This is a genomic window from Cognatundibacterium luofuense, assembly GCF_018139685.1.
GTDB classification, from domain to species: domain Bacteria; phylum Pseudomonadota; class Gammaproteobacteria; order Burkholderiales; family Burkholderiaceae_D; genus Undibacterium; species Undibacterium luofuense.
Genome location: NZ_JAGSPN010000002.1, coordinates 328,604 through 352,948, shown reverse-complemented (window position 1 = coordinate 352,948; position 24,345 = coordinate 328,604). Strand labels below are relative to the sequence as shown.

The following is a 24,345-nucleotide window of genomic DNA, read 5'->3' as shown; positions in this document are numbered from 1 at the left end:
CTCGCGTTCGTACTCGTGGCTATTGATGAAATGAGTTCTAAATATCTTTTAGGGGCAGACTATAAAGTGCAGCCATCAAATTGGGTGCCACCAATATTGCCTGTTCTGAATAGTTTTTCTATTGCGACGTATATGAGTCCGGCGTAGCGATGTAAATGAATTTGGTGAAAGTCTTTCAATATTTCTCCAGACGCGCATCTGCAAGTGAGAATAAATTCACCAGGCTGATAGTGCCTAAGCGCACTTGAATCGACTTGCTTGCAGAATATTTACACGCAGGATTTTATTCATCAGAGAATACAAAGGCAGCGCATTTATGAAGAAAAAATTAAAATTTTTTGCCAAAGCTCTGAGTCTTCTTGCGGTGCTTTCGTTTTCATTTGGTGCGCATGCTCAGGAGAAGGTCCGGTTGCAATTGAAATGGCGACATGCATTTCAATTTGCAGGGTATTACGCTGCTGTAGAGAAAGGCTTCTACAAGGATGCTGGATTAGAAGTTGAAATCACTGAAGGAACACCAAAGACACATACTACTGAGGAAGTATTAAGCGGGCGTGCGCAATACGGTGTTGGTACGAGTAGCTTGATACTTGAGCGTAAGGCCGGTAAGCCAGTAGTGGTTATTGCGAATATTTTTCAACATTCCCCCCAGATATTAATTGCCAGGAAATTTTCGGAAAATCAGACAATTCATGACCTGGTTGGTCGTCGTTTGATGCTTGAGCCGCAGTCGGAGGAACTATTGGCTTATCTGAAAGCCGAAGGAGTCCCTTTGTCAGCATTGCGCATTCAGCCGCATAGTTTCTCCGTTGACGAATTAAAAGCGCACAGTACGGATGTTATCAGTGCCTACTCGATCAGTGAGCCTTTTCATTTAACTGCATCGTCGGTTCCTTTTCAGATATTTACCCCACGTTCAGCAGGAATTGATTTTTACGGTGACAATCTATTTACCAGTGAAATGGAAGTCATTCAGCACCCTGAACGTGTGAAGGCTTTTCTTCGGGCAAGTCTGAAGGGATGGGAATATGCATTATCGCATCAGGGGGAGATTATTGATGTGATTCTCAGGAAATATCCTGTCAGTAACGGTGAACTGAACTCAAGCGCTTTCCTTCATTTTGAAGCAAAAGAAGTTGCTAGCCTGATGAGGTCAGACTTGGTGGCAGTGGGTTATATGAATGCAGGGAGATGGCGTGCCATTGCGGACATCTATGCCGGTCTTGAGATGTTGCCAGAGAACTTTCCGCTCGAAGGTTTTTTGTATGAGTTGGGTGGGAAAGATGGTGTGGGCGAACGGCAAATGAATCCGATGTTCACTGTTGCACTGATCTTAATATTTGTGGTTTTAATTTTTACTACTTACGTATTTCATATCAATCGTAAGCTTAAACGCACAATTAATGAACTAAGAGAGCATCAATCCAGGCTGCATTTACTGTCAGTTGCAATTGAACATAGCCCCGCACCGACCATGATTACGGGACCCGATACGAGTATCGAATATGTAAATCCCGAATTTACTCGTGAAACAGGGTATTCGCTTGATGAAATTGTTGGCAGAACACCTAAACTTCTGAAGTCCGGACTTACAAGTGCTGAAACCTACAGCCTGATGTGGGACTCACTTTTGGCGGGACGAGTGTGGTCGGGTGAATTAATTAATCGCCGGAAATCAGGTGAGATTTATTGGGAAGAGGCGCATATAGCACCGGTATTTAACAGCGCCGGCACTTTAACAAATTATGTCGCGGTTAAGCGCGACATTACTGAGCGTAAAATTGCCAGTGAAAAACTTGCGCACCTTGCACACCACGACAGTCTCACTAATCTTCCGAATAGGGTACTGTTTTTTGAAAGAGTCAGAGAAACTCTGAAATTTGCAAGCATTCATAACCGAAGGGTTGCATTATTATTTATTGATTTAGATAAATTTAAACCCGTAAACGATACGCATGGACATGCGTTCGGTGATCTGATTTTGCAAGAAGCCGCGCAACGTATGCGCACTACCATAAGAGATTCAGATACGATCGGGCGTATCGGCGGAGATGAATTTGTCGGATTGTTACCGGACTTATATAGTGATGAGGATGCAATCTTGGTTGCGAGAAAACTTTGTGATGCATTGGATCAGCCATTCAGAGTCGGAGAAATGTCTAAAACTCTTGGGGCAAGTATAGGCATCGCGTTTTATCCAGACCACGGAGAAGATGAGCGAACTCTCGCAAAATCTGCAGACATTGCGATGTATTACGCGAAACAATCTGATGCGGGTGGCATTTGTATATTTTCAGAGGAAATGCGTGGGCGCTATCCGTTCAAACGTGAAATTGAATAAGTGCTGGATATCTCGGTGCTGATAACGATAAGCGTGCTGAAATTTTGATTGACTTCATTTCATTGGGACTTATTTCATCAATAGCCACGAGTGCGAACGCATCTCGCGTGTATTTATGAAATGAGTTCGAGTTATTGAGATGTCTTTTTTTGTGCCATTTTCATTTTGTTCAGTGAACTGACGCGGCCTCTCCGGTATTATCTGCTTTTTGAAAATTTGTGAATACAATAAGGAAGGTTGAAAAATGGCCGGAGCCAGCCTTTTGGCACTTATAGACGATATCGTGACAGTATTGGACGATGTTGCTGCGATGACGAAAGTGGCAGCAGGCAAGACATCCGGAGTACTCGGAGATGATCTGGCTTTGAATGCAGAGCAGGTCGCCGGGGTTCGCGCTGACCGGGAATTGCCCGTCGTCTGGGCTGTGGCAAAAGGGTCTTTCAGGAATAAACTGATCTTGCTCCCTTTGGCATTGTTGCTGAGCAGTTTTCTACCTTGGGCCGTCATGCCGCTATTGATGGTTGGCGGATTGTTTCTGTGTTTTGAAGGTGCGGAAAAAATAATGCACCATGAAGAAGACGGCGATGATCAGGTTGCCCATGAGGCTTCAGCCATGCTTGCAAGTCCAGACAATGAGCAGGCTTTGTTAGAGCTTGAGAAAGAGAAAATTCAGGGAGCTATCCGGACTGATTTCGTGCTTAGTGCAGAAATCATGATCATTACGTTGGGAACAGTTGCAACGGCATCGTTTATGACACGTTTGTCGGTGATGTCATTAATTGCCGTTTTAATGACAGTCGGTGTTTATGGGATTGTTGCTGCGATTGTTAAACTTGACGACGTTGGCTTGTATCTGCAGCGAAAATCCGGAAATAGCAGGGATGTGCGTTATTTTATCGGAACTGGCTTACTTCGATTTGCCCCTTTGCTGATGAGATTTTTGGCGGTTGCCGGCACAATTGCGATGTTTACCGTGGGCGGAGGCATACTGGGACATGGATTGCCGCCTGTACATCATGCAACTGAAGCTGCTACAGAATGGTTTATTCACATCTCTCAAAGCCCTTTGTTGGGTATGGTTGCCAGTGTTTTGATGGACGCAATTACGGGCATTGTTGCAGGTGTCGCAGCAGTTTTACTGCTGAATCTCTGGAAGCGAGTCAAACCAGCATCTCACTGAAATATGTAAGTGCCCGGTGCAGGGACAATTTCCTGTCCTAGCTGCCTCGCCGGAACCTGCTCAGTTCCATTTTGCCGAAGCCAGTTACTCCAGTGCAGCCACCATGAACCATTTGTGTGTACTGCATTGGCAAGCCATTCGTCCGGCGATGGAACCGGGGCGCCGGGGGGCATTTGTTTTGCGCTATAAAAGCTGCATTTTGGATTTTCCGGCGCAGCGACGATCCCCGCATTATGCCCTCCCGAAGCAAGAATAAAGCTGACAGTTGCATCGCTCAGGCTATGAATTTTAAATACTGAACGCCAGGGAGAGACATGGTCTTTTTCTGTCCCAACAACGAACATGGGTGCTTTGATTGCTTTTAAACTGACTGTTCGCCCGTTTAACTGATACCGACCCTGAGCCAAATCGTTATGCAGAAACAAATGTCTCAGATATTCACTGTGCATTCGGTAAGGCATACGTGTTACGTCAGAGTTCCAGGACATCAGGTCGCTTGACTTTTCTTCATTTCCCAAAAGATAGCGGCGCATATTTCTGGACCATATCAAATCCTTTGAATTCAGAAGTTGAAACGATCCCGCCATTTGTTTTCCATCCAGATACCCTTGCTTCCACATCAGCGCATCAAGCATGGCCAGCTGGCTTTCGTCAATAAATAGACCCAGTTCACCAGGTTCGGTGAAATCTGTTTGTGCAGCTAACAGAGTCATACTTGCCACAGGCATCTTGTCTGAATCATGGTCACTTGAAAGTCCAGCCATTCCTATAGACAGTAATGTACCGCCCAGACAGTAACCTGCAGTGTGTACCGGGTTCCCATTACATAGATGGGATACTTCTTTCATTGCGGTATAAAGACCAGACTCAACATAATCATCCATACCGAGGTTCCGGTCTTCTGAATCAGGATTTCGCCAAGAGATGATGAATACCGTAAAGCCCTGCGAAACCAGAAATTTCACCATTGAATTGTGCGGTGAAAGATCCAGAATGTAATATTTCATAATCCAGGACGGCACGATCAGTATCGGCTCGCGATGTACGGTTTCGGTAACCGGTGCATACTGAATTAATTCGATCAGATGATTCCGGAACACGACTTGCCCCTCGGTAATCGCTACATCTTTCCCCGGCTTATGCGTTAAGTCCTCAGTCGCTGAAGATTGATTCAGTTGCTGCTTGATACTTTGCTGCAGATCATGATTCCAGTTTTGAAAACCTCGCCAGAGATTAGCGCCGCGCTGCTCAGTGGTTAGTTTCTGAACTTCAGGATTTGTCGCAAAAAAGTTTGGTGGTGCGAGCATATCCAACCATTGTCTGGCAGCGAAATTCACAACGTTCTCGTGATGTTTGCTTACGCCTCTGATACCTGTTGTTGCCGCATCCCAGAATGTCTGAGTTTGAAAAAAATGATGGCTAATTGCGCTATATGGCCATGTCTTCCAGCTATCTCCTTTAAATCGCCCGTCTTTGATTCTTTCTTTTTCATCAGAGATTTGAACTTGACCGCCGCCCATTTGTGAAAGCAAGGCTGGCCACTCGTTAATTTGATTTTCCAGCAGCCGGATTAATTCGATTTGCTTACCAGGTGAAAAACTCAAGTGCAGATTCCAGTCTACTAATGCAAGCAACAGGCTGGCAGGTGAGAGCCCGCCGGTCATCTGCGAAAGTCTGTAATGTAAAGCGAGATCAAGAGGATGAGGCGAATCGCTGCAACCGCTCAGATAGCAAATCATTCTGATAACCGGAGAGATGTGTTCTGCAGGTGCTTGCGAATTTTGGGAAGGAGTTTGCATGACATGTCCAGGTTGAGGAGTCGGAGAGTGGTCGCTTGCCATTTGTCGGATATCGCCTTTTTGTCTTAAGTCATTGTCACAAAGTGCTGCTCCGGAATAATTGATTCGGATCAATTGAAATGTGCATATGCAGCAATAAACTGGATGAAACAGTTTTCAATATGCAGATTTTCCCGTATTTAATAAAAACTGCATAAAAATCAATTGGTTAATCGAATTTATGGAAATGCAAAAAATAATTTTTCTGCAATATTTTGGCGGGAGGACCCGGCAAAAAGCAAGACGAATTCTGTTGCTTGCATCAGGTTTGATCTGGGTCAATGGTTACATGATCGTCGCAGATGTTGCGGCGCAAGAGAGCTTGCAGCAGGCATGGGAAATCGCATTGGCAAGGGATCACAGCGTGCTTGCGGCGCGTTATCAGGAGCAGGCAGCTAGCGCACAGCAAGCCTCAGCCAGAGCAGTCAGTATGCCAAAAGTGACGATGGATGCCGGCTACCTGCGCCTTCAGTCTGAGCCATCGGCGCATCTTTCATTACCCGCGATCCCGGCGCTGAAGAGTCTATCATTGCCATTCGCACAGGATGCGGCCGGTTTTGGTCTTGTTGAAATGACTGTACCGTTGATGACCAGCGGACGAATCAGTGCAGGCATTCGTGCGGCGGATGCATCTTCGGATGCCCGGCATGCTATGACTGAGGTCGCAGTTGCCGACCTTAAACTGGCCATTGCACAAACATATGTTGCTGTATTGCGTGCACAACATGCGGTTCTGGTGGCGGACAGTCATGTTGCAACGATGCGGCAGCATGCAAAGGATGTCGGTGAACTCAATGCACATGGCTATGTGGCCAGACATGATGTACTGGCAACGGAAGTAGCGCTTGCCAACGCTTTGCAATTGCAACTACAGGCGTCCAATTCGCTCAATCTCGCTAAAGCTACATATAACCGTTGGCTGGGTCGCTCCGCCGATGCAGCGCTTACTTTGCACGATCCTGAACTCTCCTCTGACTTCAAGACTCCACTTGCCGAGTTAACCGCCACTGCAATGACGCAGCGACCTGAAGTCACAGCGCTGGGTAAGCAGGCACAAGCATTGTCAGCACAGGCAGCCAGTACCCGGGCGGGTCATTTGCCGCAGATCGGATTCAGCGCTGGCTATGCGAAGCTGGAAAACCGGTACCTGACACAGGATAAAGGCTGGTATGCGGGAATTATGATGAAGTGGGAACTGTTTGATGGCGGGCTGATCAAGCAGCAATCGTCCAAATTACTCGCTGAGAGCCAGGCGGTTGGAGAGATGTTGAAAGACAGCCAGGAAAAAATTTCACTGCAAGTAAGACAAGCCTGGCTGAATTATCAGGAGGCATCATCGAGACAGCTACTTGCAGAAAAGGCTGTTGCACAGGCAGAGCAAGTCAGTGAACTTGCAAGAGAGCGTTATCGGAATGGTCTTGCAAGTAATACGGAAGTTCTTGACGCTGAGACCCGCAGATTACAAGCACACGCCAACCGCTATCAGGCGAAATATGATCTGACTTTGTCAGATATCCAACTGCGCTATGCCAGCGGCTTGCTTGCTCAGCCGCAACCTTAAGCATTAAGGAGTGAATAAAGTGAATATTAAGACGGGAAGAACAGGTATTGTTTTGCTGATTGCAGCAGCAATTGCGATTGCCGGAGGTGTAGCCTATTACGTTCAGAGCAGCCGCAAATTACCTGAAGGCTTGATTGCAGCCAGCGGACGGGTCGAGGGTGACAGAATCATGGCAGCTGCAAAATTTCCCGGACGGTTACGTGAAGTACGTGCGCACGAAGGGGATGAGCTGAAAGCGGGTGTATTAATTGCATTACTTGAGGATGAAAGTGTGCAGGCACGAACAGAACAGGCGCGGCAAGCAGTCAATGCAGCAGGCGCACAACTGATTGGAGCGCAAGCCAGTCTGGATGTTGCGGAAAAAGAAGTTCCAATGGCAATCACGGTGGCGGATGCCGGAGTCAGTCAGGCAGAGGCCTTATATTCCAAAGCGCAGGCAGTGGCACTGCAGTCGAAGCGTGATGCTGAGCGCCATCAGGCATTGTTTGATAAAGGAGTTATTGAGAAGCATCGCCTGGAGCAAGCTGAACTCGCCCTGAAAGTGGCGGAGAGTGATCAGCTTGCAGCGATGGAGAATATTCGGCGTGCGAAAGAGGCGTTAGCACAGGCTCGGTTAGGTCAGCAGAAAATTCAGGCGCGGCGTCAGGAAGTCAGTGCACTCGCTGCTCAGAAACAGCGTGCCGAGGCCGCTGTTTCTGAGAGCGGGGCTACATTAAACGATATGCAAATCGTTACACCGGCAGCCGGCATTGTTCTTACGCGCTTGCGTGAGCCGGGTGAGGTAGTGATGCCCGGTGGCGCTATTCTGGAAATGGTCAACCTCGATCAGTTGTATCTGAAGGTCTATGTTCCTGAATCGAGAATCGGACAGGTCCGGCTGGGACTACCTGCACGTGTTTATGTTGACTCTCAACCAGATACGTTTTACGAGGCGAAAGTTTCTTATATTTCAGCGAAAGCCGAATTTACTCCGAAAGAAGTACAGACGACCGATGAGCGCGTCAAACTGATGTATGCCGTCAAACTGACACTGAATGCCAACCCGGGTCACAAATTAACACCGGGACTGCCTGCAGATGCGGTAATCCGCTGGAAGGATAGTACCGATTGGCAAAAGCCGCGCTGGCACTGAAAGGCCGGGTTATGTCGACAATATCTTCGGCTGCGCCAGTGATTGCGGATGGACTCAGAAAGTCATATGGTGCAGTGCATGCACTGGATGGTGTCAGCCTTAGCTTAAATCCGGGTGAAATTTACGGGTTAATCGGGCCGGACGGGGCCGGAAAAAGCAGCTTATTAAAAATTATTGCTGGTGTACTGGCGCAGGATCAGGGAGAGCTCACGGTATTCGGAACGAGGATACAAAACGAACGTGACGCAGATAAAGTAAAAGACAGAATAGGTCTGATGCCACAGGGGCTCGGGCAAAATTTATATGCTGACCTCTCCATTGAAGAAAATATTGACTACTTCGGTGGGTTACGACTGATCGAAAAACAGACTCTTGAAGAACGGAAAAACCTGCTGTTGCAGGCAACGCGCCTTGATCGCTTTCGTGACCGGCCGATGAAGAATCTGTCTGGTGGAATGAAGCAGAAACTCGGGTTGGTTTGCACGCTGATACATGAGCCACGTCTTGTGATTCTTGATGAACCTACTACGGGTGTGGATCCGGTTTCCCGCCGTGAATTCTGGAGTATTCTGAGCCGGCTTCTCAAAGAAAAACAAATCACAGCACTGGTTTCAACCGCATATATGGATGAGGCAAGTCGCTTTCACAGGGTTTCACTGATGCATAGTGGTCAGGTTCTGGCCTCCGGTGTTCCTTCTGAACTACGTCATCTGGCCACTGGTTGTATGCTGAGCCTGAACTGCGACGATCCTCAGCAGCAATTACGCATCGTCAATGAGGTGCAACCCCTATTTCCTCAACTTGAAGTGCTTGGTAATGAGGTGCGTATCTTTTCTGATTTGCCAGCGGAACAAGCGATTCCTGAACTGGCCGGTCTGGCAGCCTGTTCAGAACTGGCGCCAGCTACGGAAACTGAACCGGAGCTTGAGGATACATTCATCGCCTTATTACGTCAGAAGTATGGTGCCAGTTTGCAAAACAGTCCTACTGGTCAGTCAGCACAGATCGACGTAGCTGACGCAGGCCATGCGATAGAAGCCAGAGATTTGTCGCGACATTTTGCTGAGTTTAAAGCAGTGGATAGCGTCAGTTTTCAGGTGCCGCAGGGCGAAATATTCGGATTACTGGGGGCTAACGGAGCGGGTAAGAGTACGGTAATTAAAATGCTGACCGGCATTCTTACACCAAGCGATGGCGCAGGCTGGGTTGCAGGAGCAGACATGCGAACTGCAGGTATGCAAATCCGGGAAAGAATCGGATATATGTCGCAGGCCTTTTCTCTGTATCTGGACCTCAGCGTTACCGAAAATATACGTTTATATGGTGGAATTTACGGACTTAGTGAGAGCCGGATTCGTGAGCGTATGTCATGGATACTGGATATGGCAGGACTCAGGCCGTACGCAAACGCGCTGACAGCAGGATTGCCGATGGGGTTACGTCAAAGACTGGCACTGGGTTGTGCATTAATTCACCGGCCATCAGTCTTGTTTCTGGATGAGCCAACCTCCGGTGTTGATCCGCTTGGCCGTCGTGCATTCTGGGACGTTCTTTTCAGGTTGTCACGCGAAGAAAAAGTCACCATTCTTGTCACCACGCACTACATGTCTGAGGCCGAACACTGTGATCACATTGCTCTGATGTACGCAGGGAGAGTCGTTGCAGACGCATCGCCTGAACAGTTGAAAAAGAATGTACAAAGTGAAGCCGGGCAGTTACTTCGTATCAGTGGTGCAGACTCTGCCATATTAGCGCAAAGTCTTCAGGATGAGGGATTCACCAGCGCTGCAGTGTTTGGGCCGCACGTCCATTTGTTTGTTCAGGACGTTGCGGCAGCAGAACGCCTCATCAGGGAAAAATACGCGCACAGTGACGCGATTCGAATTTCTCCCCAAAAGCTGAGTATGGAAGATGTTTTCGTTCATATCGTCAGTCGGCTCGAGAAGCAGACTCAGGCTCCTGCAGAGAGCAAGACTGCTGACAAACCTGTTGTAACAATGGAGCCGGTATGAGTGAAAGAAACATCGTGCCGCATGTTCTGAACTGGACACGTATTATTGTCGTTGCTTATAAAGAATGGCGGGAGATCATTCGTGACCGGTTGTTCTTTATTCTGGCCTTTGTTGTGCCATCATTGCTGATGTTATTGTTTGGTTACGGCCTTTCGCTGGACGTGGAAAATATCCCGCTGGCAATCGTTGATTACGACCAGAGCAGTATCTCTCGCGACTATGCTCATAAGTTCAGTGACAGTCGCTATTTTTCTCTGAAGCAGCAGGGCGGGCATGAGACCATGCTTGAGCAGATGCTGATGGATAACAGCCTGCGTGCAGTTCTCGTGATTCCGCCTGATTTCGGCAAACTGGTTATGGCTGGAAAACCTGCTCACGTGCAAACCTGGGTAGACGGGACTTTCCCGTTTCGTGCGCTCACTGCACGCGGCTATATTACGGCGATGAATGCTGCGATCAGTATCGATTACTTGTCTGCATCTGTATCAGCGCAAACTGGCTTACGCAGGCAACAGGTTCAGCAAATGTTGCAGCCTGTCGGTGTGGAAGTCCGCTATTTGTACAATCAGGAAGTGAAAAGCATATGGTCGCTTGCGCCGAAACTGATTATGGTCATTCTGATGTTGTCTCCGCCATTTCTGACAGCTTTAGGTGTCGTCAGAGAAAAAGAATCAGGGGCAATCTATAACGTCTACGCATCCACACTCAGCCGTGCCGAATATCTGATTGGGAAATTACTGCCATACGTTGCTATCAGCGTCATCAACGCGGGTTTACTGACCATGATGGCATGGTTGCTTTTCGGGACACCGTTTAAAGGTAATCTGCTGTTATTTTTTATTGCTACGGTCTTATATGTAGTCTGTACGACCGGGATAGGCTTACTTGTATCCGTGATGGTATCGACTCAGGTCGCCGCTATGGTGGGAACGGCGATTGTCACTGTAGTACCTGCGGTATTGTATTCGGGCATGATTATCCCGATTCCATCGTTATCGGCAATTGCGAGCGTCATAGCACATTTATTACCCGGTATGTATTACGCGGAAATTGCAACGGCCTGCTTTCTGAAAGATGTCAGTGTGTTTTCGTTATGGGACGATCTGGGTATTTTGCTACTTTACACACTGGTACTGTTCAGTGCCGGATATCTGCAATTTCATAAGCGTCCGGCTCAGTAGGAATCATATGTCTCCGATGATCATAATCTGGTTGCGCCGTTTGCGCGCAATGACATGGAAAGAGTTGCTGCAGCTGTTGCGTGACCCGGTTTTGCTGGTATTTGTACTCTATGCATTTACAGCAGATATTTATAACGCGGGATCCGGCGTTTCATTTCAGCTCAATAATGTTGCAATGGTACTCAGTGATCAGGATCGCAGTGCAGTATCACGTGAGCTGGCAGGACGGTTTATGCCACCGGAGTTTCGCTGGCTAGCTACGACAACACGACCAGCTGATGGTATCCGGTTTCTGGATGAAAGTAAGGCACTGGCGGTGCTTGAAATTCCACCCGGATTTGGCAAGGATTTGCAGTCCGGTAAGGGAAGTCAGGTGCAGCTTCAGATTGATGCATCTAATTCTGTACAGGGGTTTCTTGCGACACTGGATGCAAGCCAGATCGTTGCCCGTTTTGGGCTTGAGCAAATGGCGATACAGAATGGCTTATCGCTGTCTGGTGGAAATCTGAATTTGCCTGTCATCAGCAATGATGTCCGGGTATGGTTCAATCCGAATCAGAACGATGCATGGTTTATGGGAATTTCCGAATTGCTGAATGTCGTGACCTTGTTTTCAATGTTGCTGCCGGCGGCAGCAATGGTCAGGGAAAAAGAGCGAGGCACAATCGAGCAATTGTTAGTGTCGCCCTTGTCGCCGCTGCAAATCATGTTGCCTAAAATTATTGCAATGCTTGCCGTTATTCTGGGTGGTATTGCGCTAGGATTATTTGCCATCCTCATTCCGGTATTTCATATTCCTGTAGCAGGAAGCCTGCTCCTTTTCTTTGTTTTCAGTACGGCATATGTGGCCACGCTGGCTGGCATCGGCATACTCATTGCAACTGTTACCCGGAATATGGCTCAGGCCGGGATGATGGTTATTCTGATTATTGCCCCCATGATGTTTTTGTCCGGTTTGTGGACGCCTCCTGAGGCCATGCCAGCCCTGATGCGCTGGGGAATGTATATTTCACCGCTGTATTACTACATCAACGCCAGTTACGGCATCCTGATGAAAGGTGCCGGACTGACGATTTTATGGCCTATGCTGGCAGGCATTCTGATCATAGGTATTGTTGTCCGTTTTGTCACAATGCAACGATTCCGGCAGCAGTTCTCGTAATGTTAATTATTAAAATAATTAACTAATTTTATTTATGAATTATTTTCTATAAAATAGATCCGGTGTAAGACTGATATCTATTTCAGGAGGATATATGCAGGAATTTTCGCTGGCAGGTAAACGTGGTCTGGTAGTGGGTGTTGCAAACGAGCAGAGTATTGCCTGGGGTTGTGCGCAACAGATGCATGCGATGGGTGCTGAGCTCGTCATGTCTTGTGTCAACGAAAAGGCACAGCAATTTGTTGCACCGCTTGCTGAGCGAGTGAACGCACCTTTGATTGTCTGCAATGTTGAGCAGGAAGGATGCATTCAGAATCTGGTCAGTAATGCCATCAGCCATCTCGGGAAGATCGATTTTATCGTTCATTCTGTCGCGTGGGCGCCACTGGATGATTTACATGGTCGTGTAACCGATACCAGTGCGGAAGGTTTTTTACGTGCAATGCGCATTTCCTGTCATTCGTTTGCTGAACTGGTCCGCTGTTGCGAACCGCATTTGTCCGCATCGGCCAGTCTGATGACCATGTCGTATCTGGGAGCAGATGAAGCGGTTGAACACTACGGAATGATGGGGCCTGTGAAAGCTGCGCTTGAGTCTGTAGTGCGTTATATGGCTGCCGAACTGGGGCCGAACGGTCATCGTGTGCATGCCATTTCCCCTGGGCCGGTGCCTACCCGTGCTGCATCCGGTTTGCAGGATTTTGATCAGTTAATGCAAAAAGCAGTCGAACGATCACCTTTGCGACGTCTGGTGACCTTGCAGGAAATCGGGAATCTTGCAGTATTTCTGGCTAGTGATGCATCGTCGGGTATGACAGGGCAAACCCTGTATATCGATGGTGGATATCATATTGTGAATTAATAAATTTCTGGAGTTGCGATGAATAATCCGGTTTATCCGTTAGCCAGTGATCAGACCATGATCCGTAATGTCGTGTTCGATGAAATTCAGATTGGCCAGACTGCCAGTGTGCAGCGTGTACTGACACAGGCAGATATTCAGGCTTTCGCGACCGTATCCGGTGATGTGAATCCGGCCCATCTGGATGCGGAGTACGCAGATCAGACTTTGTTTCACGGTGTGATTGCACATGGCATGTGGGGTGGTGCGCTGATTTCTGCGGTGCTCGGTACACAACTGCCAGGCCCGGGAACCATTTATCTGGAGCAGAATCTGCGCTTTTCCAAGCCAGTCCGGGTTGGTGATACCTTGCAAATTTCTGTCACCGTACTGACGAAAGATCCGGAAAAAAAACGTGTAACGCTTCAGTGCGAGATACAAAACCAGAAAGGGCAAACCGTCGTCAGCGGTGAGGCACTGGTGATTGCGCCGACGGAGCGTGTGTCCCGTCCGAGAGCGCACTTGCCGACACTGGCTATGTTTGATCTTGGTGCACGTCAGCAATCCCTGATTCACAGCGTCAGTGATTTATCGCCGGTGCGTTGTGCAGTTGTTCATCCTTGTGATCAGGAATCGCTGCGTGGTGCGCTGGATGCGGCCGATCATCATCTGATCATTCCGGTACTGGTGGGCCCTGTATCCCGCATACAGCAACTGGCGGCATCATTTGGCTGGTCGCTGGATGGCATAGAACTGATCGATGTTCCTCACAGTCATGCCGCCGCTGAAAAAGCGGTTGAGCTGGCGGCAAATGGTCAGGTTGAAGCATTAATGAAAGGCAGTCTGCATACGGATGAGCTGATGTCCGCAGTTGTACATTGTGCAGCGCTGAAAACCCGTCGTCGTCTGTCGCATGTGTTTCATCTGGATGTGCCGATGTACCACAAAGTAATTTTGCTGACGGATGCGGCGCTGAATATTGCACCGGATTTACAGGCCAAAGCCGAGATTCTGCAAAATGCAATCGAGCTGGCACATGCGCTCGGTATTGCTGAGCCGAAAGCGGCATTGCTGGCTGCAGTTGAATCTGTGAACGGAAAAATGCCGGCGACACTGGATGCGGCAGCACTGTGCAAAATGGCAGACCGTGGTCAAATTTCCGGCGCGATCGTTGACGGGCCACTTGCGTTTGACAATGCGATTTCTGCTGAGGCTGCCCGTATCAAGGGAATACAATCTCCTGTATCCGGCGATCCTGACATTCTGATGGTACCGGAAATCGAATCCGGCAATATGCTTGCCAAACAGTTTGAATATCTCGCTGGTGCATCGGCTTGCGGCATCGTACTCGGTGCGCGTGTACCGATTGCGCTGACCAGCCGCGCGGACGGCGCGGAGGCAAGGGTGGCATCGGCAGCGCTGGTGAAATTGCTGGCACACCGCTACCGTGAGGTGACGCCATGAGCCAGCCGGCAATTTTGTCGGTGAACTCCGGTTCTTCCAGCATTAAATTCGCGCTGTATCCTGTACAAAACAATGCACTTGCACCGGCATTTATTTCCGGTGTTCTGGAAGGGCTTGAGCCGGACGGACAAATTCGCCTGCGTATGAATCAGCAGTCGCTGCCTGCTGACCATATCAGTGGTGAAAATGATGACGCCAGATTTACCGCAGCTTTGCAATGGTTGCATCAGCAAGTCAGCCTGCATGCCGGATCGTTTACTATTTGTGCGGTAGCGCATCGTATTGTGCATGGTGGCGGGCACTATGCAGCCTCCTGCGCAGTAACGCCCGACGTGCTGCAAACTTTGCGCAGCTATGAGCATCTGGCACCTTTGCATCAACCGCACAATCTGGATGGTGTTGCTGCATTTGCCCGCGCATATCCGGATGTGCCGCAAATCGCATGCTTCGATACCGGATTTCACGCCACTATGCCCGACGATGAAACCCGTTTTGCCTTACCGTTACGGGAGCATGAACAAGGCGTACGTCGTTACGGCTTTCACGGACTTTCTTACCGCTTTGTTTCTCACCGGTTGTCTGAGCTGAGTGTCAGGGCATCCGGGCGCGTTTTAATGGCGCATCTCGGAAACGGTGCCAGTTTATGCGCGATGCGGAACGGCGAAAGCATCGCAACGACGATGGGCTTTTCGGCGCTGGACGGATTGATGATGGGGAGCCGTTGCGGACAGCTGGACCCCGGTGTGATTCTGCACTGGCTTGATCAGGGACGTGACAGAAAATCGATTGAGCACTTGTTGTATAAAGAATCCGGTTTGCTGGGTGTGTCCGGAATTTCAGCAGACATGCGAACACTGCGTGCATCTGATGCGCCACAGGCTGCGGCAGCAATTTCCCAGTTTGCTTACCGCATACGGCGCGAGGCCGGTGGACTGACTGCGGTTTTGCAGGGGCTGGATGTGCTGGCGTTCACTGGTGGTATCGGTGAGCATGATGCACAGTTACGTGCCGATGTGGTTCAGGGGCTGAGTTATCTCGGTCTGAAGCTGGACGCCGCAGCGAATCAGGCTGCAACCGGTGATGCAGCCATGGCGATACATGCGCCGGACAGCGGCATTGAAATCTGGGTCGTTCCAACCGACGAAGGCATGATTGCAGCGCAGGATGCGCTGGCGCTTATCAACTGAACGAGATCGATATCTGCCGGATGTGTCCGGTAGATTAGCGTAACTGTTTTCTTGGCCATTGAAAAAGCAGTGACATACGTTGCAAAGCCGGTACTTCCTGCAGCCGGTAAATCAGAACAGGAATGATCACGCCTGCGACACAGCCTGCCGCGATGTGTATAGAAGGATTGCTGATATGCAGCACTTTCAGCAAGATAATGCGTACACCACTGCCGGTAAGAATGTGCAGCAGAAACACAGGCATAGAGTAACGGCCACACCAGGCAATGACTGCACCGGTTTTTTGCAGCCATGCGTTCTGACTCAGGCACCATCGCTGACAAACCAGACAGATACCAGTAATCGCTGAGAGCGCGATCGGCATCAGCCACAAACTGCGCGACTGGTAGTTAAATCCCCAGATGATGTGATAAACACCGCTGAGTGCCAGTGAAATACAGAGGATCCCGATACCAGTGAAAGCCTGTGGTGGCGCGGAACTACCTTGTCGCTGCCAGCGCATCCAGGCACTGCCTGCCAAAAAATAAAACGCGTAGCTGGCGATAAAGTCCAGCGGGAACGGAATCTGAATAAACTGCTGTACGATCCAGCCAGCGGTGGCCAGACTCAGCATGAGCGGCAGCCAGCGCGTATGCTTGCGGTACAACAGCGTCAGTAAAACAAACAGTAAGAACAGCACATATAAAAACCAGAACTGTGCACGCGGTTGCCAACCCATTGCCAGTACGTCGGCCCAGCCGGTTTTTGCGGTCGTGTAGCGCGATAAGAGAACTTCAGTACTGCCCTGCAGCAGAGACCAGACCACATACGGATAAACGATAGTGCGCAGTTTGTCTGTGATCAGTGACCAGCGGCCGTGCCGCTCAACCGATGACTGGAAATACAAGCCTGACAGGAAGAAAAACAGCGGCATATGAAAGCTGTAAATCATGCTGTCGGTCAGACGGTACAGATAGTCGTTGAGCGCAATGCCGGCATTGGCGACACCGCGTGCGACATGGCCGTAGACGACCAGCAAAATACCTACGCCTTTTGCGTAGTCTACCCATAAGTCACGTTGTTTCATGGTTCTGCGAACGGATTAACAGCAGGAAAGAAATGGCCGAAGTGCTCATCTAAAATTCTGATTGTGTTCTGCGCAGGAAATCTTTACATTCGATGCAAAATATACCGGTTGTGCACAATACAGAATCCGTACAGGCAAAGAATCTGCTTCGGATACATAGCCGGACATCATAACAGGAGACAACATGACAACAGATAAAATCTGGCTTTCTGCCTATCCGCAAGGCGTGCCGGCTGCGATTCAGCCCGATACTTATTCTTCGCTGACTGCCTTACTGGAAGAGTCATTTCATCGCCATTCCGACCGCGATGCCTATTTCTGCATGGGTAAATCGCTGACTTACCGTGAAATTGACCTGCATTCTCAGCGTGTGGCCGCATGGCTGCAGTGTCTGGGTTTATCCGCGCATGCCCGTGTAGCGGTGATGATGCCGAACGTGCTGCAGTACCCGATTGCTGTTGCCGGTATTCTGCGTGCCGGTTACACCGTGGTGAATGTGAATCCGTTGTACACCGCACGCGAACTGGAACACCAGTTGGCTGACTCCGGCGCAGAAGTGATTTTCGTACTGGAAAATTTTGCTGCCACCGTTCAGCAAGTGCTGCCGAAAACAAAGGTACGCAAAGTCGTTATCGCCAGCATGGGCGACATGCACGGCGGCGTGAAAGGCATGTTACTGAACTTCGCGGTGCGCCACATTAAAAAAATGGTACCGGCATTTTCGATTCCTGATGCGCTGAGTTTTAACCGCGTGTTGCAGGTTGGTGCCGGTTTGCATCTGGATAAACCGTTGCAGGGACATGAAAATATCGCGTTCCTGCAATATACCGGCGGCACCACCGGTGTCTCTAAAGGCGCAGTACTGACGCACAGGAATGTGATTGCCAATATCCTGCAAAATGATGCGTGGTCGGTGCCGGCGATGAAGGATCTGCCGCAGGGCAAGCAATGGGTAACGGTTTGCGCGCTGCCGCTGTATCACATTCTGGCACTGAATGCCTGCATGATGATGGGCGCACGCTGGGGTGCTCTGAACGTGCTGATTCCGAATCCGCGTGACATCGGCGGCCTGATGAAAACCCTGAGCCGTTTCAAAATTCACTTCTTCCCCGGTGTGAACACGCTGTTCAATGCGATGCTGAATCATCCGGATATCAAGCTGCTGGATTTAAGTGAATTGCAGATTGCACTTGGCGGCGGCATGGCGGTACAGCAGGCAGTCAGTGACCGCTGGCAGAAACTGACCGGAAAGCCGATTCTGGAAGGCTACGGTTTGTCAGAAACTTCCCCGAGTGCGACATTGTGTCCACCGGGAATGGCCGGTTTCAGCGGAACCATCGGCTTGCCGATCCCATCAACGGAAATTGCAATTCTGGATGATGACGGCAGACATCTGGCCATCGGCGAAACGGGTGAAATTGCGATCCGTGGTCCGCAAGTGATGCGTGGCTACTGGAACCGTCCGGATGAAACGGCCAAAGTCATGACGGCGGATGGTTTCTTCCGTTCCGGCGATATCGGCGTGATGGACGCGCGCGGCTTTGTGAAAATCGTCGACCGCAAGAAAGACATGATTCTGGTGTCCGGCTTTAATGTATTCCCGAACGAAGTCGAAGCCGTAGTGATGAATCATCCCGGCGTTCTGGAATGCGCCTGCGTCGGTATTCCGGATGCGAACTCCGGCGAAGCGGTGAAACTGTTTGTTGTGAAAAAAGATCCGGCACTGACGGCGGACGATTTAATGGCGTACTGCAGAGAGCAGATGACGGCTTACAAAAAGCCGAAGTACATCGAATTCCGTATGGAACTGCCGAAAACCAATGTCGGTAAGATTTTGCGCCGCGAACTGCGCGACGGAAAATAAGTCAGGCTGAGGTAAAAAACTGCCATGAAAAACGGCTGATGAAAATCAGCCGTTTTTGTTTTGGTAACTGCGCTCAATCTTTCGGGTCTGGCAGAACCGGTGGTGTGGAATCGCTATAGGTCAGATAAGCAAGCCAGATTTCTTTAATGCGTTCATCGTAGAGCCGCAACTGGCATTCGGCTGACTCGGTATATCGTGCTGAACCCGGTTCGCGGCTATACAGATAACCGCAATGCTTACGCATATAATTTTCCCAGATTTTCTGCGTTTCAATTAATTCCTCGTCATTCCCACCGGTTTGCTTTTCCTGTTTCTGTGCAGCAGCCAGATATTTCCTGAGCTTAACTTCTTTCGCATCCAGTTTCTCCATCATACAGTTTGTAATGTCGATGGTATTTTTACGGTCAGAGCAGTCAGCGTTGGAAGTCGCCGCCAGCGCAGCGCCACTGATGAAGGTGAGCAGGGCTGTCATCAGAAACTTCCTGAGGGTAGTGATTTTCATGTCCGGATCAAAAATGATGGGGGTTAATCAAAGAAGTTAATTAAATCACATTTAAGTGAATTCGGATTAAAGAAATTAAAATATATTAGTAAAACTCGGGCTTTCTATGGTGTTGATAGTAATGCGAGCTGAGGCAGACTTCTGACTGAACAAAAGCAAAAAGCGTAACCAGCAGATTCCGCTGATTACGCTTTGCTATTCTCGATTGAAGCAGGCTGATAAAACCTTATTCAGCCCGCGGCTATGCGACTCACCACTTCATTTCACCTTTCGCGACACGGGCACCGATTTCCAGAGAAATCGCACCGACCGCATCCGGATACGCAGCCTGCATGGCGCTGATCAGTGCATTGCCGTCTTTGGCTTTACCGGCTTCCTGCTCGAAGCGTTTCAGATATTCAGCGGTGTACAGAATCGCTGATGTATCGGTTTTTTCGCCCTGACGCATATGGCCAGGCACCACCATTTCCGGTTTCAGTGTCAGCATCTCGTTCAGTTGCGCCTGCCATGCCTGACGTTCAGCGACAGACTGGGTATCTGCGGTCCATACATGCATTTGCTGGAATACTGCGATGTCACCGGCAATCATTTTCAGTGACGGAATCCACAGATAAGGGCGATGCGCGAGGATGCCGTCGGTGCCACGAATTTCAATGCTGTGGCCTTCCAGTTGCAACGATTTTGCAGTGTAAGCCTGTGGCAGTACCGGTTGTTTCGGCGCATTCGCGCCCATTTTCGGGCCCCAGTAAGCAACTTTGCCAGCCACTTTGGCCTGAATTTTTTCCAGTACCGCTGGTGTGGTCAGCACTTCTGCCTGCGGGAAAAATTGCTTCAGGGTTTCCACGCCGAAGTAATAGTCAGGGTCAGCCTGGCTCACGAAAATCGTTTTCAGGGTTTTACCGCTGTCCAGCACATTGGCGGCGATACGCAGCGCATCGGCGCGTGTGAATCCACCGTCAATCACGATTGCTTCTTTTTCACCGCTGATCAGGGTGGAAGTGACATTGAAGCTGGCACCATCCGCCTGATAGACGCGGACTTTCAACGGTGCTTCTGCCATCGCAGCAGAGGCAGTCAGGGCGAGGGTAGCGGTCAGAACAACAGATTTCAGCATGATGCATCCTTTCAGGGGAGAGAGTTTTTTGAACCGTTTCAGATTCGACAGGACGCAGTGTATTGGTAATCAAAAAGAAGATAAATGCGCTAAACTGTGCTTCATTGTTTCAAAATTCGTTCTAATGTTGGATGGATTCAGACGCTAAGCGTGGGAAGGGCTGCAATGGACAGACTGATGGCGATGAGGGTCTTTTGCGAGGTGGCTGCCACCGGCAGTTTCACGGCAGCGGCTGACCGGCTGGAGATGTCGCGGGTGATGGTCAGCCGTTATGTGGAATCGCTGGAAAGCTGGCTCGGTGTACGCCTGATTCAGCGCACCACCCGCAGACTGGCGCTGACGGATGCCGGCGAGCGCTGCCTGCAGCGTGCGCAGCAATTGCACGGGGTGGCAGAAGCTTTGCAGCAGGAAGTACGAAGCGATGGTGAGGAACTCTCCGGCTTACTGCGGTTAACCTGCAGCGTGTCGTTCGCCTATGCGCAGCTCGCAACGGCGCTGGCGGCGTTTCTGCAACAAAATCCGGCGCTGAAAATTGACGTCAAGCTTGGCGATCAGGCGGTGAATTTGCTGGAAGAGCGCATTGATCTGGCGATCCGCATCAGTCAATCGCCCGATCCCGGTCTGGTATCGCGTCCGCTGGCAATCTGTGATTCGGTGATGGTGGCCAGTCCCGCCTATCTGCGACTGACTGGCACGCCTGCGCATCCGGATCAGCTGGCGCAGCATAGTTGCATCAGCCACAGCCATTTCGGACGTGATGGCTGGACACTGAGCCAGAATGGACAGACGCAGCGTTTTACGGTTCCGGTCAGACTGACCATGGATGACGCAACCTCACTGATGCAGGCAGCGATCGCCGGTGCCGGTATCGCCTTGCTGCCAGCGTATCTGGTCAATCCCATGTTGCGTGAAGGTTTGCTGAACAGCGTACTCAGCGACTGGCAAGCTACCCAGATCGGCGTCTATGCGCTGTACCCGTCGCGCCGCCACCTCGCGCCTGCGGTACGTGCCTTGCTGGATTTTCTGGTGCAGCGCTTTGAGCAAAGGCCGTGGTGATGCCCCTCGTGTATCCAGACAGTGTCAGATGATCTTAAAACTGCCTGAAATGGCCGAAATGCGGAGTCCTGCACAGAAAAATGCTGGTTTTTCACGGACGTCCGCAGAAACAGTGGTGCTCCGGGTAGGTCAAAAAAGGCTGCGATGCGGAGATTTGCATAGTCCGCGGCGCAGCCTGATCGTCATTGGGGCAGTGGCTTACATCAGGATGATGTCGTACTGTTCCTGATGGAAGGAGTTTTCGACCTGCAGTGAGATCGGTTTGCCGATGAAATCACCGAGCATGGCCAGATGCTGGGATTCTTCTTCAAGGAACATATCGACCACGATTTGTGACGCCAGAATGCGGAACTCGCGCGGATTGAATTGCTTGGCTTCGCGCAGCAGTTCGCGCAGGATTTCGTAGCAAACGGTGCGGGCGGTTTTGACCATGCCTTTGCCGGAACAGGCAGGGCAGGTTTCGCACAGTACATGGGCCAGCGATTCGCGGGTGCGTTTGCGGGTGACTTCCACCAGCCCCAGTGCCGAAAAGCCGGAAACTGATAGTTTGGTGCGGTCACGCGATAAGGCTTTGTTCAGCTCGGCCAGCACGGCGGTGCGGTGCTCGGCATTTTCCATATCGATCAGATCGAGGATGATGATGCCGCCGAGATTACGCAAACGCAGCTGGCGTGCAATCGCATGGGCCGCTTCCAGATTGGTTTTGAAGATCGTGTCATCAAAGTTGCGACCGGCAACAAAGCTGCCGGTGTTGACGTCGATGGTGGTCATGGCTTCGGTCTGATCAATGATCAGGTAACCGCCGGATTTCAGATCGACGCGGCGGCCCAGCGCACGTTCGATTTCCTCTTCCACGCCATACAAATCAAATAACGGACGTTCGCCGGTGTAATGCTGCAGGCGCGGCAATACGGAAGGCATGTACTGGCTGCCGAATTCCGTCAGCATCTGGAAGTTTTCACGCGAATCGACCTGAATCGCACCGGTTTCTTCATTCACAAAATCACGCAGCACGCGCTGTGCCAGATTCAGATCCTGATACAACAGGCTGCCAGCCGGTTTGCTTTTGGCTGCCAGACTGATATTGGCCCAGGTGCGGCGCAGATAGTCGATATCGGCCTTCAGTTCATCGTCATTCGCATCTTCTGCCATCGTGCGCACAATGAAGCCGCCTTTGTCTTCCGGTTGCTGCAGGCTGATTACGCGCTGGCGCAGGGCTTCACGTCCGGCTTCATCTTCGATTTTCTGCGAAATGCCGACATGTTTATCCTGTGGTAAAAACACCAGCATGCGGCCTGCGATCGAGATTTGTGTCGATAAGCGTGCGCCTTTGGTGCCGATCGGATCTTTGATGACCTGAACGGTGATGCTCTGACCGTCAAACAGCAGTTTTTCAATCGGTTTCAAAGCGGTATTCGGATTGCCGTCCTGCGGCTTGGCATCCCAGATATCAGCCACATGCAGGAACGCGGCACGTTCCAGACCGATGTCGATAAATGCGCTTTGCATGCCCGGCAGTACACGGACTACCTTGCCCAGATAAATATTGCCAACCAGACCGCGCGACAGCGTGCGTTCCACATGCAGTTCCTGCACGGCACCCTGAAAAATCAGAGCCACGCGGGTTTCCTGCGGGGTGATGTTAATCAGCAGATCTTCCATGATTCTTTGTTATTCCCATTGCAGGCCAGCATCACGCAGCAGCTGGCAGGTTTCAAAAATCGGTAAGCCCATAATACCGGAGTAACTGCCGCTGATATGACGGATAAACTGTGCGGCTTTGCCCTGAATGCCATAGCCACCGGCTTTGTCATACGGTTCGCTGCTGGCGCAGTAGGCGGCGATGTCGGCATCGCTGAGAGCTGCAAACGTGACCTCGGAGCTTTGTGTCACTGCCAGCACGCCATTGGTTGTACGCAGCGCAAGGCTGGTCAGTACCTGATGGCTGCGTCCGGACAGCATACGCATCATGTGTTCCGCTTCAGCGCGGTCAGCCGGTTTGCCCAGAATATGATGATCCACGACCACGGTAGTATCTGCCGCCAGCACCGGGCGCTCGTCCCATTTGCGCCATTGCATGGCTTTCCATGCCATTTCCGCTTTTTCACGGGTCACACGTTGTACATAGTGCAGCGGTAACTCGCCCGGCTCCACGATTTCCGTCACATCCGGGCCGCGCGGTGGTTTGTCGCGCAACAGCAGTAATTCGTAAGAAATGCCTGCCTGTGTCAGTAATTCACGGCGGCGCGGGCTTTTGGAAGCCAGATAAATCATAGGTGGTTTCATCATGAATCGGTGTCAGACCCGGTGGTAAGGATGATTCTGGGTAATCGACCAGGCCCGGTAAAGTTGTTCTGCGAGCAAAACCCTAACCATACCATGCGGAAGGGTCATACTGGAAACACGGATCAGATTATCTGCGCGGGCTTTGATTTCCGGATCTAAACCGTCTGCACCGCCGATGATAAACACCACATCGCGTCCGTCCTGCTGCCATTGCGTCAGCTGTTGCGACAGGGCGACCGAGGTCCAGTCTTTGCCGCGTTCATCCAGCGCAATGACGCGCGCACCTTTCGGGATCACCGCTTCAATGCGGGTGCGCTCCATCGACATGACGGTTTCCGCAGTACGGCTGCCGGAGCGGTCTACCGGTTTGATTTCTTTCAGTACAACGCGGCATTCTGCGGGCATACGCTTGGTGTATTCCTGAAAGCCGTTTTCTATCCAGTCCGGCATTTTGTGCCCGACTGCAGCAATAATCAGTTGCATAGTGTTCTTTCGGTGAGCTGTCGTCCACAAAAAATGGCTGCCTGCGGCAGCCATTTCAAGATCTGTGTCAGACAG

The 24,345-nt window shown here is 50.4% G+C and carries 19 protein-coding genes; 12 read left to right on the top strand and 7 right to left on the bottom strand.

Features of this window, described 5'->3' with window-relative positions; genetic code table 11:
* Positions 1-316: 316 nt before the first annotated feature.
* Positions 317-2,341, top strand: coding sequence for a GGDEF domain-containing protein (locus tag KDM89_RS04990; RefSeq protein WP_212686831.1), 2,025 nt, complete (start codon positions 317-319; stop codon positions 2,339-2,341).
* Positions 2,342-2,603: 262 nt separating this feature from the next.
* Positions 2,604-3,521, top strand: a complete 918-nt coding sequence (locus tag KDM89_RS04985; protein ID WP_438947496.1) for a DUF808 domain-containing protein — start codon at positions 2,604-2,606, stop codon at positions 3,519-3,521.
* On the opposite strand, the gene KDM89_RS04980 is transcribed toward KDM89_RS04985, so the two are convergent.
* Positions 3,515-5,320 (bottom strand): PHA/PHB synthase family protein, encoded by a 1,806-nt coding sequence (locus KDM89_RS04980; protein ID WP_230427671.1) that lies wholly within the window; start codon positions 5,318-5,320, stop codon positions 3,515-3,517. The two genes, KDM89_RS04985 and KDM89_RS04980, sit on opposite strands and share 7 nt — an antisense overlap.
* Before the next feature lie 307 nt (positions 5,321-5,627).
* On the opposite strand from KDM89_RS04980, the gene KDM89_RS04975 reads away from it, so the two are divergent.
* The 8 genes from KDM89_RS04975 (at position 5,628) to KDM89_RS04940 (ending at position 15,899) form a co-directional block, all read left to right on the top strand.
* Entirely contained in the window at positions 5,628-6,920 is a 1,293-nt protein-coding gene (locus KDM89_RS04975) for a TolC family protein (protein ID WP_212686829.1), read from the top strand.
* A 19-nt stretch (positions 6,921-6,939) separates the two neighbouring features.
* Positions 6,940-8,052, top strand: coding sequence for an HlyD family secretion protein (locus KDM89_RS22385; RefSeq protein WP_212686828.1), 1,113 nt, complete (start codon positions 6,940-6,942; stop codon positions 8,050-8,052).
* Positions 8,053-8,063: 11 nt separating this feature from the next.
* Positions 8,064-10,064 (top strand): ATP-binding cassette domain-containing protein, encoded by a 2,001-nt coding sequence (locus tag KDM89_RS04965; RefSeq protein WP_212686827.1) that lies wholly within the window; start codon positions 8,064-8,066, stop codon positions 10,062-10,064.
* A complete protein-coding gene (locus tag KDM89_RS04960; RefSeq protein WP_212686826.1) occupies positions 10,061-11,245 on the top strand; it encodes an ABC transporter permease in 1,185 nt (394 codons plus the stop codon). The genes KDM89_RS04965 and KDM89_RS04960 overlap by 4 nt, the downstream gene beginning before the upstream one ends.
* Before the next feature lie 7 nt (positions 11,246-11,252).
* Positions 11,253-12,407, top strand: a complete 1,155-nt coding sequence (locus KDM89_RS04955) for an ABC transporter permease (RefSeq protein ID WP_212686825.1) — start codon at positions 11,253-11,255, stop codon at positions 12,405-12,407.
* A 94-nt stretch (positions 12,408-12,501) separates the two neighbouring features.
* Positions 12,502-13,269 (top strand): enoyl-ACP reductase FabI, encoded by a 768-nt coding sequence (gene fabI / locus KDM89_RS04950; RefSeq protein ID WP_212686824.1) that lies wholly within the window; start codon positions 12,502-12,504, stop codon positions 13,267-13,269.
* 18 nt (positions 13,270-13,287) lie between these two features.
* Entirely contained in the window at positions 13,288-14,712 is a 1,425-nt protein-coding gene (locus tag KDM89_RS04945) for a bifunctional enoyl-CoA hydratase/phosphate acetyltransferase (protein ID WP_212686823.1), read from the top strand.
* Positions 14,709-15,899, top strand: a complete 1,191-nt coding sequence (locus KDM89_RS04940) for an acetate/propionate family kinase (protein ID WP_212686822.1) — start codon at positions 14,709-14,711, stop codon at positions 15,897-15,899. The genes KDM89_RS04945 and KDM89_RS04940 overlap by 4 nt, the downstream gene beginning before the upstream one ends.
* 34 nt (positions 15,900-15,933) lie before the next feature.
* Here the strand turns inward: KDM89_RS04940 and KDM89_RS04935 are convergent, their stop codons facing one another.
* Positions 15,934-16,965: an acyltransferase family protein gene (locus KDM89_RS04935; RefSeq protein WP_212686821.1), complete on the bottom strand. Its 1,032-nt coding sequence runs from the start codon at positions 16,963-16,965 to the stop codon at positions 15,934-15,936.
* Positions 16,966-17,149: 184 nt separating this feature from the next.
* On the opposite strand from KDM89_RS04935, the gene KDM89_RS04930 reads away from it, so the two are divergent.
* Positions 17,150-18,829, top strand: coding sequence for a long-chain-fatty-acid--CoA ligase (locus KDM89_RS04930; protein ID WP_212686820.1), 1,680 nt, complete (start codon positions 17,150-17,152; stop codon positions 18,827-18,829).
* 73 nt (positions 18,830-18,902) lie between these two features.
* Here the strand turns inward: KDM89_RS04930 and KDM89_RS04925 are convergent, their stop codons facing one another.
* A complete protein-coding gene (locus KDM89_RS04925; protein WP_212686819.1) occupies positions 18,903-19,301 on the bottom strand; it encodes a lysozyme inhibitor LprI family protein in 399 nt (132 codons plus the stop codon).
* A 280-nt stretch (positions 19,302-19,581) separates the two neighbouring features.
* Positions 19,582-20,445: an MBL fold metallo-hydrolase gene (locus tag KDM89_RS04920; protein ID WP_212686818.1), complete on the bottom strand. Its 864-nt coding sequence runs from the start codon at positions 20,443-20,445 to the stop codon at positions 19,582-19,584.
* Positions 20,446-20,622: 177 nt separating this feature from the next.
* On the opposite strand from KDM89_RS04920, the gene KDM89_RS04915 reads away from it, so the two are divergent.
* A complete protein-coding gene (locus KDM89_RS04915; RefSeq protein WP_230427670.1) occupies positions 20,623-21,501 on the top strand; it encodes a LysR family transcriptional regulator in 879 nt (292 codons plus the stop codon).
* Between the two features lie 198 nt (positions 21,502-21,699).
* Here the strand turns inward: KDM89_RS04915 and rng are convergent, their stop codons facing one another.
* The 3 genes from rng to rlmH are packed head-to-tail and all read right to left on the bottom strand — an operon-like array spanning position 21,700 to position 24,270.
* Positions 21,700-23,166 (bottom strand): ribonuclease G, encoded by a 1,467-nt coding sequence (gene rng, locus KDM89_RS04910; protein ID WP_212686904.1) that lies wholly within the window; start codon positions 23,164-23,166, stop codon positions 21,700-21,702.
* A 6-nt stretch (positions 23,167-23,172) separates the two neighbouring features.
* Complete coding sequence (locus tag KDM89_RS04905) at positions 23,173-23,787, bottom strand: Maf family protein (RefSeq protein ID WP_212686903.1); 615 nt, start codon at positions 23,785-23,787, stop codon at positions 23,173-23,175.
* 12 nt (positions 23,788-23,799) lie between these two features.
* Positions 23,800-24,270: a 23S rRNA (pseudouridine(1915)-N(3))-methyltransferase RlmH gene (gene rlmH, locus KDM89_RS04900; protein WP_212686816.1), complete on the bottom strand. Its 471-nt coding sequence runs from the start codon at positions 24,268-24,270 to the stop codon at positions 23,800-23,802.
* Between the last annotated feature and the right edge of the window lie 75 nt (positions 24,271-24,345).

Excerpts from the sequence above, each read along its gene's own strand:
- KDM89_RS04990 (WP_212686831.1), top strand. The coding sequence starts at position 317 with ATGAAGAAAAAATTAAAATTTTTTGCCAAAGCTCTGAGTCTTCTTGCG.
- KDM89_RS04980 (WP_230427671.1), bottom strand. The coding sequence starts at position 5,320 with ATGCAAACTCCTTCCCAAAATTCGCAAGCACCTGCAGAACACATCTCT.
- KDM89_RS04965 (WP_212686827.1), top strand. The coding sequence starts at position 8,064 with ATGTCGACAATATCTTCGGCTGCGCCAGTGATTGCGGATGGACTCAGA.
- KDM89_RS04960 (WP_212686826.1), top strand. The coding sequence starts at position 10,061 with ATGAGTGAAAGAAACATCGTGCCGCATGTTCTGAACTGGACACGTATT.
- KDM89_RS04955 (WP_212686825.1), top strand. The coding sequence starts at position 11,253 with ATGTCTCCGATGATCATAATCTGGTTGCGCCGTTTGCGCGCAATGACA.
- fabI (WP_212686824.1), top strand. The coding sequence starts at position 12,502 with ATGCAGGAATTTTCGCTGGCAGGTAAACGTGGTCTGGTAGTGGGTGTT.
- KDM89_RS04945 (WP_212686823.1), top strand. The coding sequence starts at position 13,288 with ATGAATAATCCGGTTTATCCGTTAGCCAGTGATCAGACCATGATCCGT.
- KDM89_RS04940 (WP_212686822.1), top strand. The coding sequence starts at position 14,709 with ATGAGCCAGCCGGCAATTTTGTCGGTGAACTCCGGTTCTTCCAGCATT.
- KDM89_RS04935 (WP_212686821.1), bottom strand. The coding sequence starts at position 16,965 with ATGAAACAACGTGACTTATGGGTAGACTACGCAAAAGGCGTAGGTATT.
- KDM89_RS04930 (WP_212686820.1), top strand. The coding sequence starts at position 17,150 with ATGACAACAGATAAAATCTGGCTTTCTGCCTATCCGCAAGGCGTGCCG.
- KDM89_RS04925 (WP_212686819.1), bottom strand. The coding sequence starts at position 19,301 with ATGACAGCCCTGCTCACCTTCATCAGTGGCGCTGCGCTGGCGGCGACT.
- KDM89_RS04920 (WP_212686818.1), bottom strand. The coding sequence starts at position 20,445 with ATGCTGAAATCTGTTGTTCTGACCGCTACCCTCGCCCTGACTGCCTCT.
- KDM89_RS04915 (WP_230427670.1), top strand. The coding sequence starts at position 20,623 with ATGGCGATGAGGGTCTTTTGCGAGGTGGCTGCCACCGGCAGTTTCACG.
- KDM89_RS04905 (WP_212686903.1), bottom strand. The coding sequence starts at position 23,787 with ATGAAACCACCTATGATTTATCTGGCTTCCAAAAGCCCGCGCCGCCGT.
- rlmH (WP_212686816.1), bottom strand. The coding sequence starts at position 24,270 with ATGCAACTGATTATTGCTGCAGTCGGGCACAAAATGCCGGACTGGATA.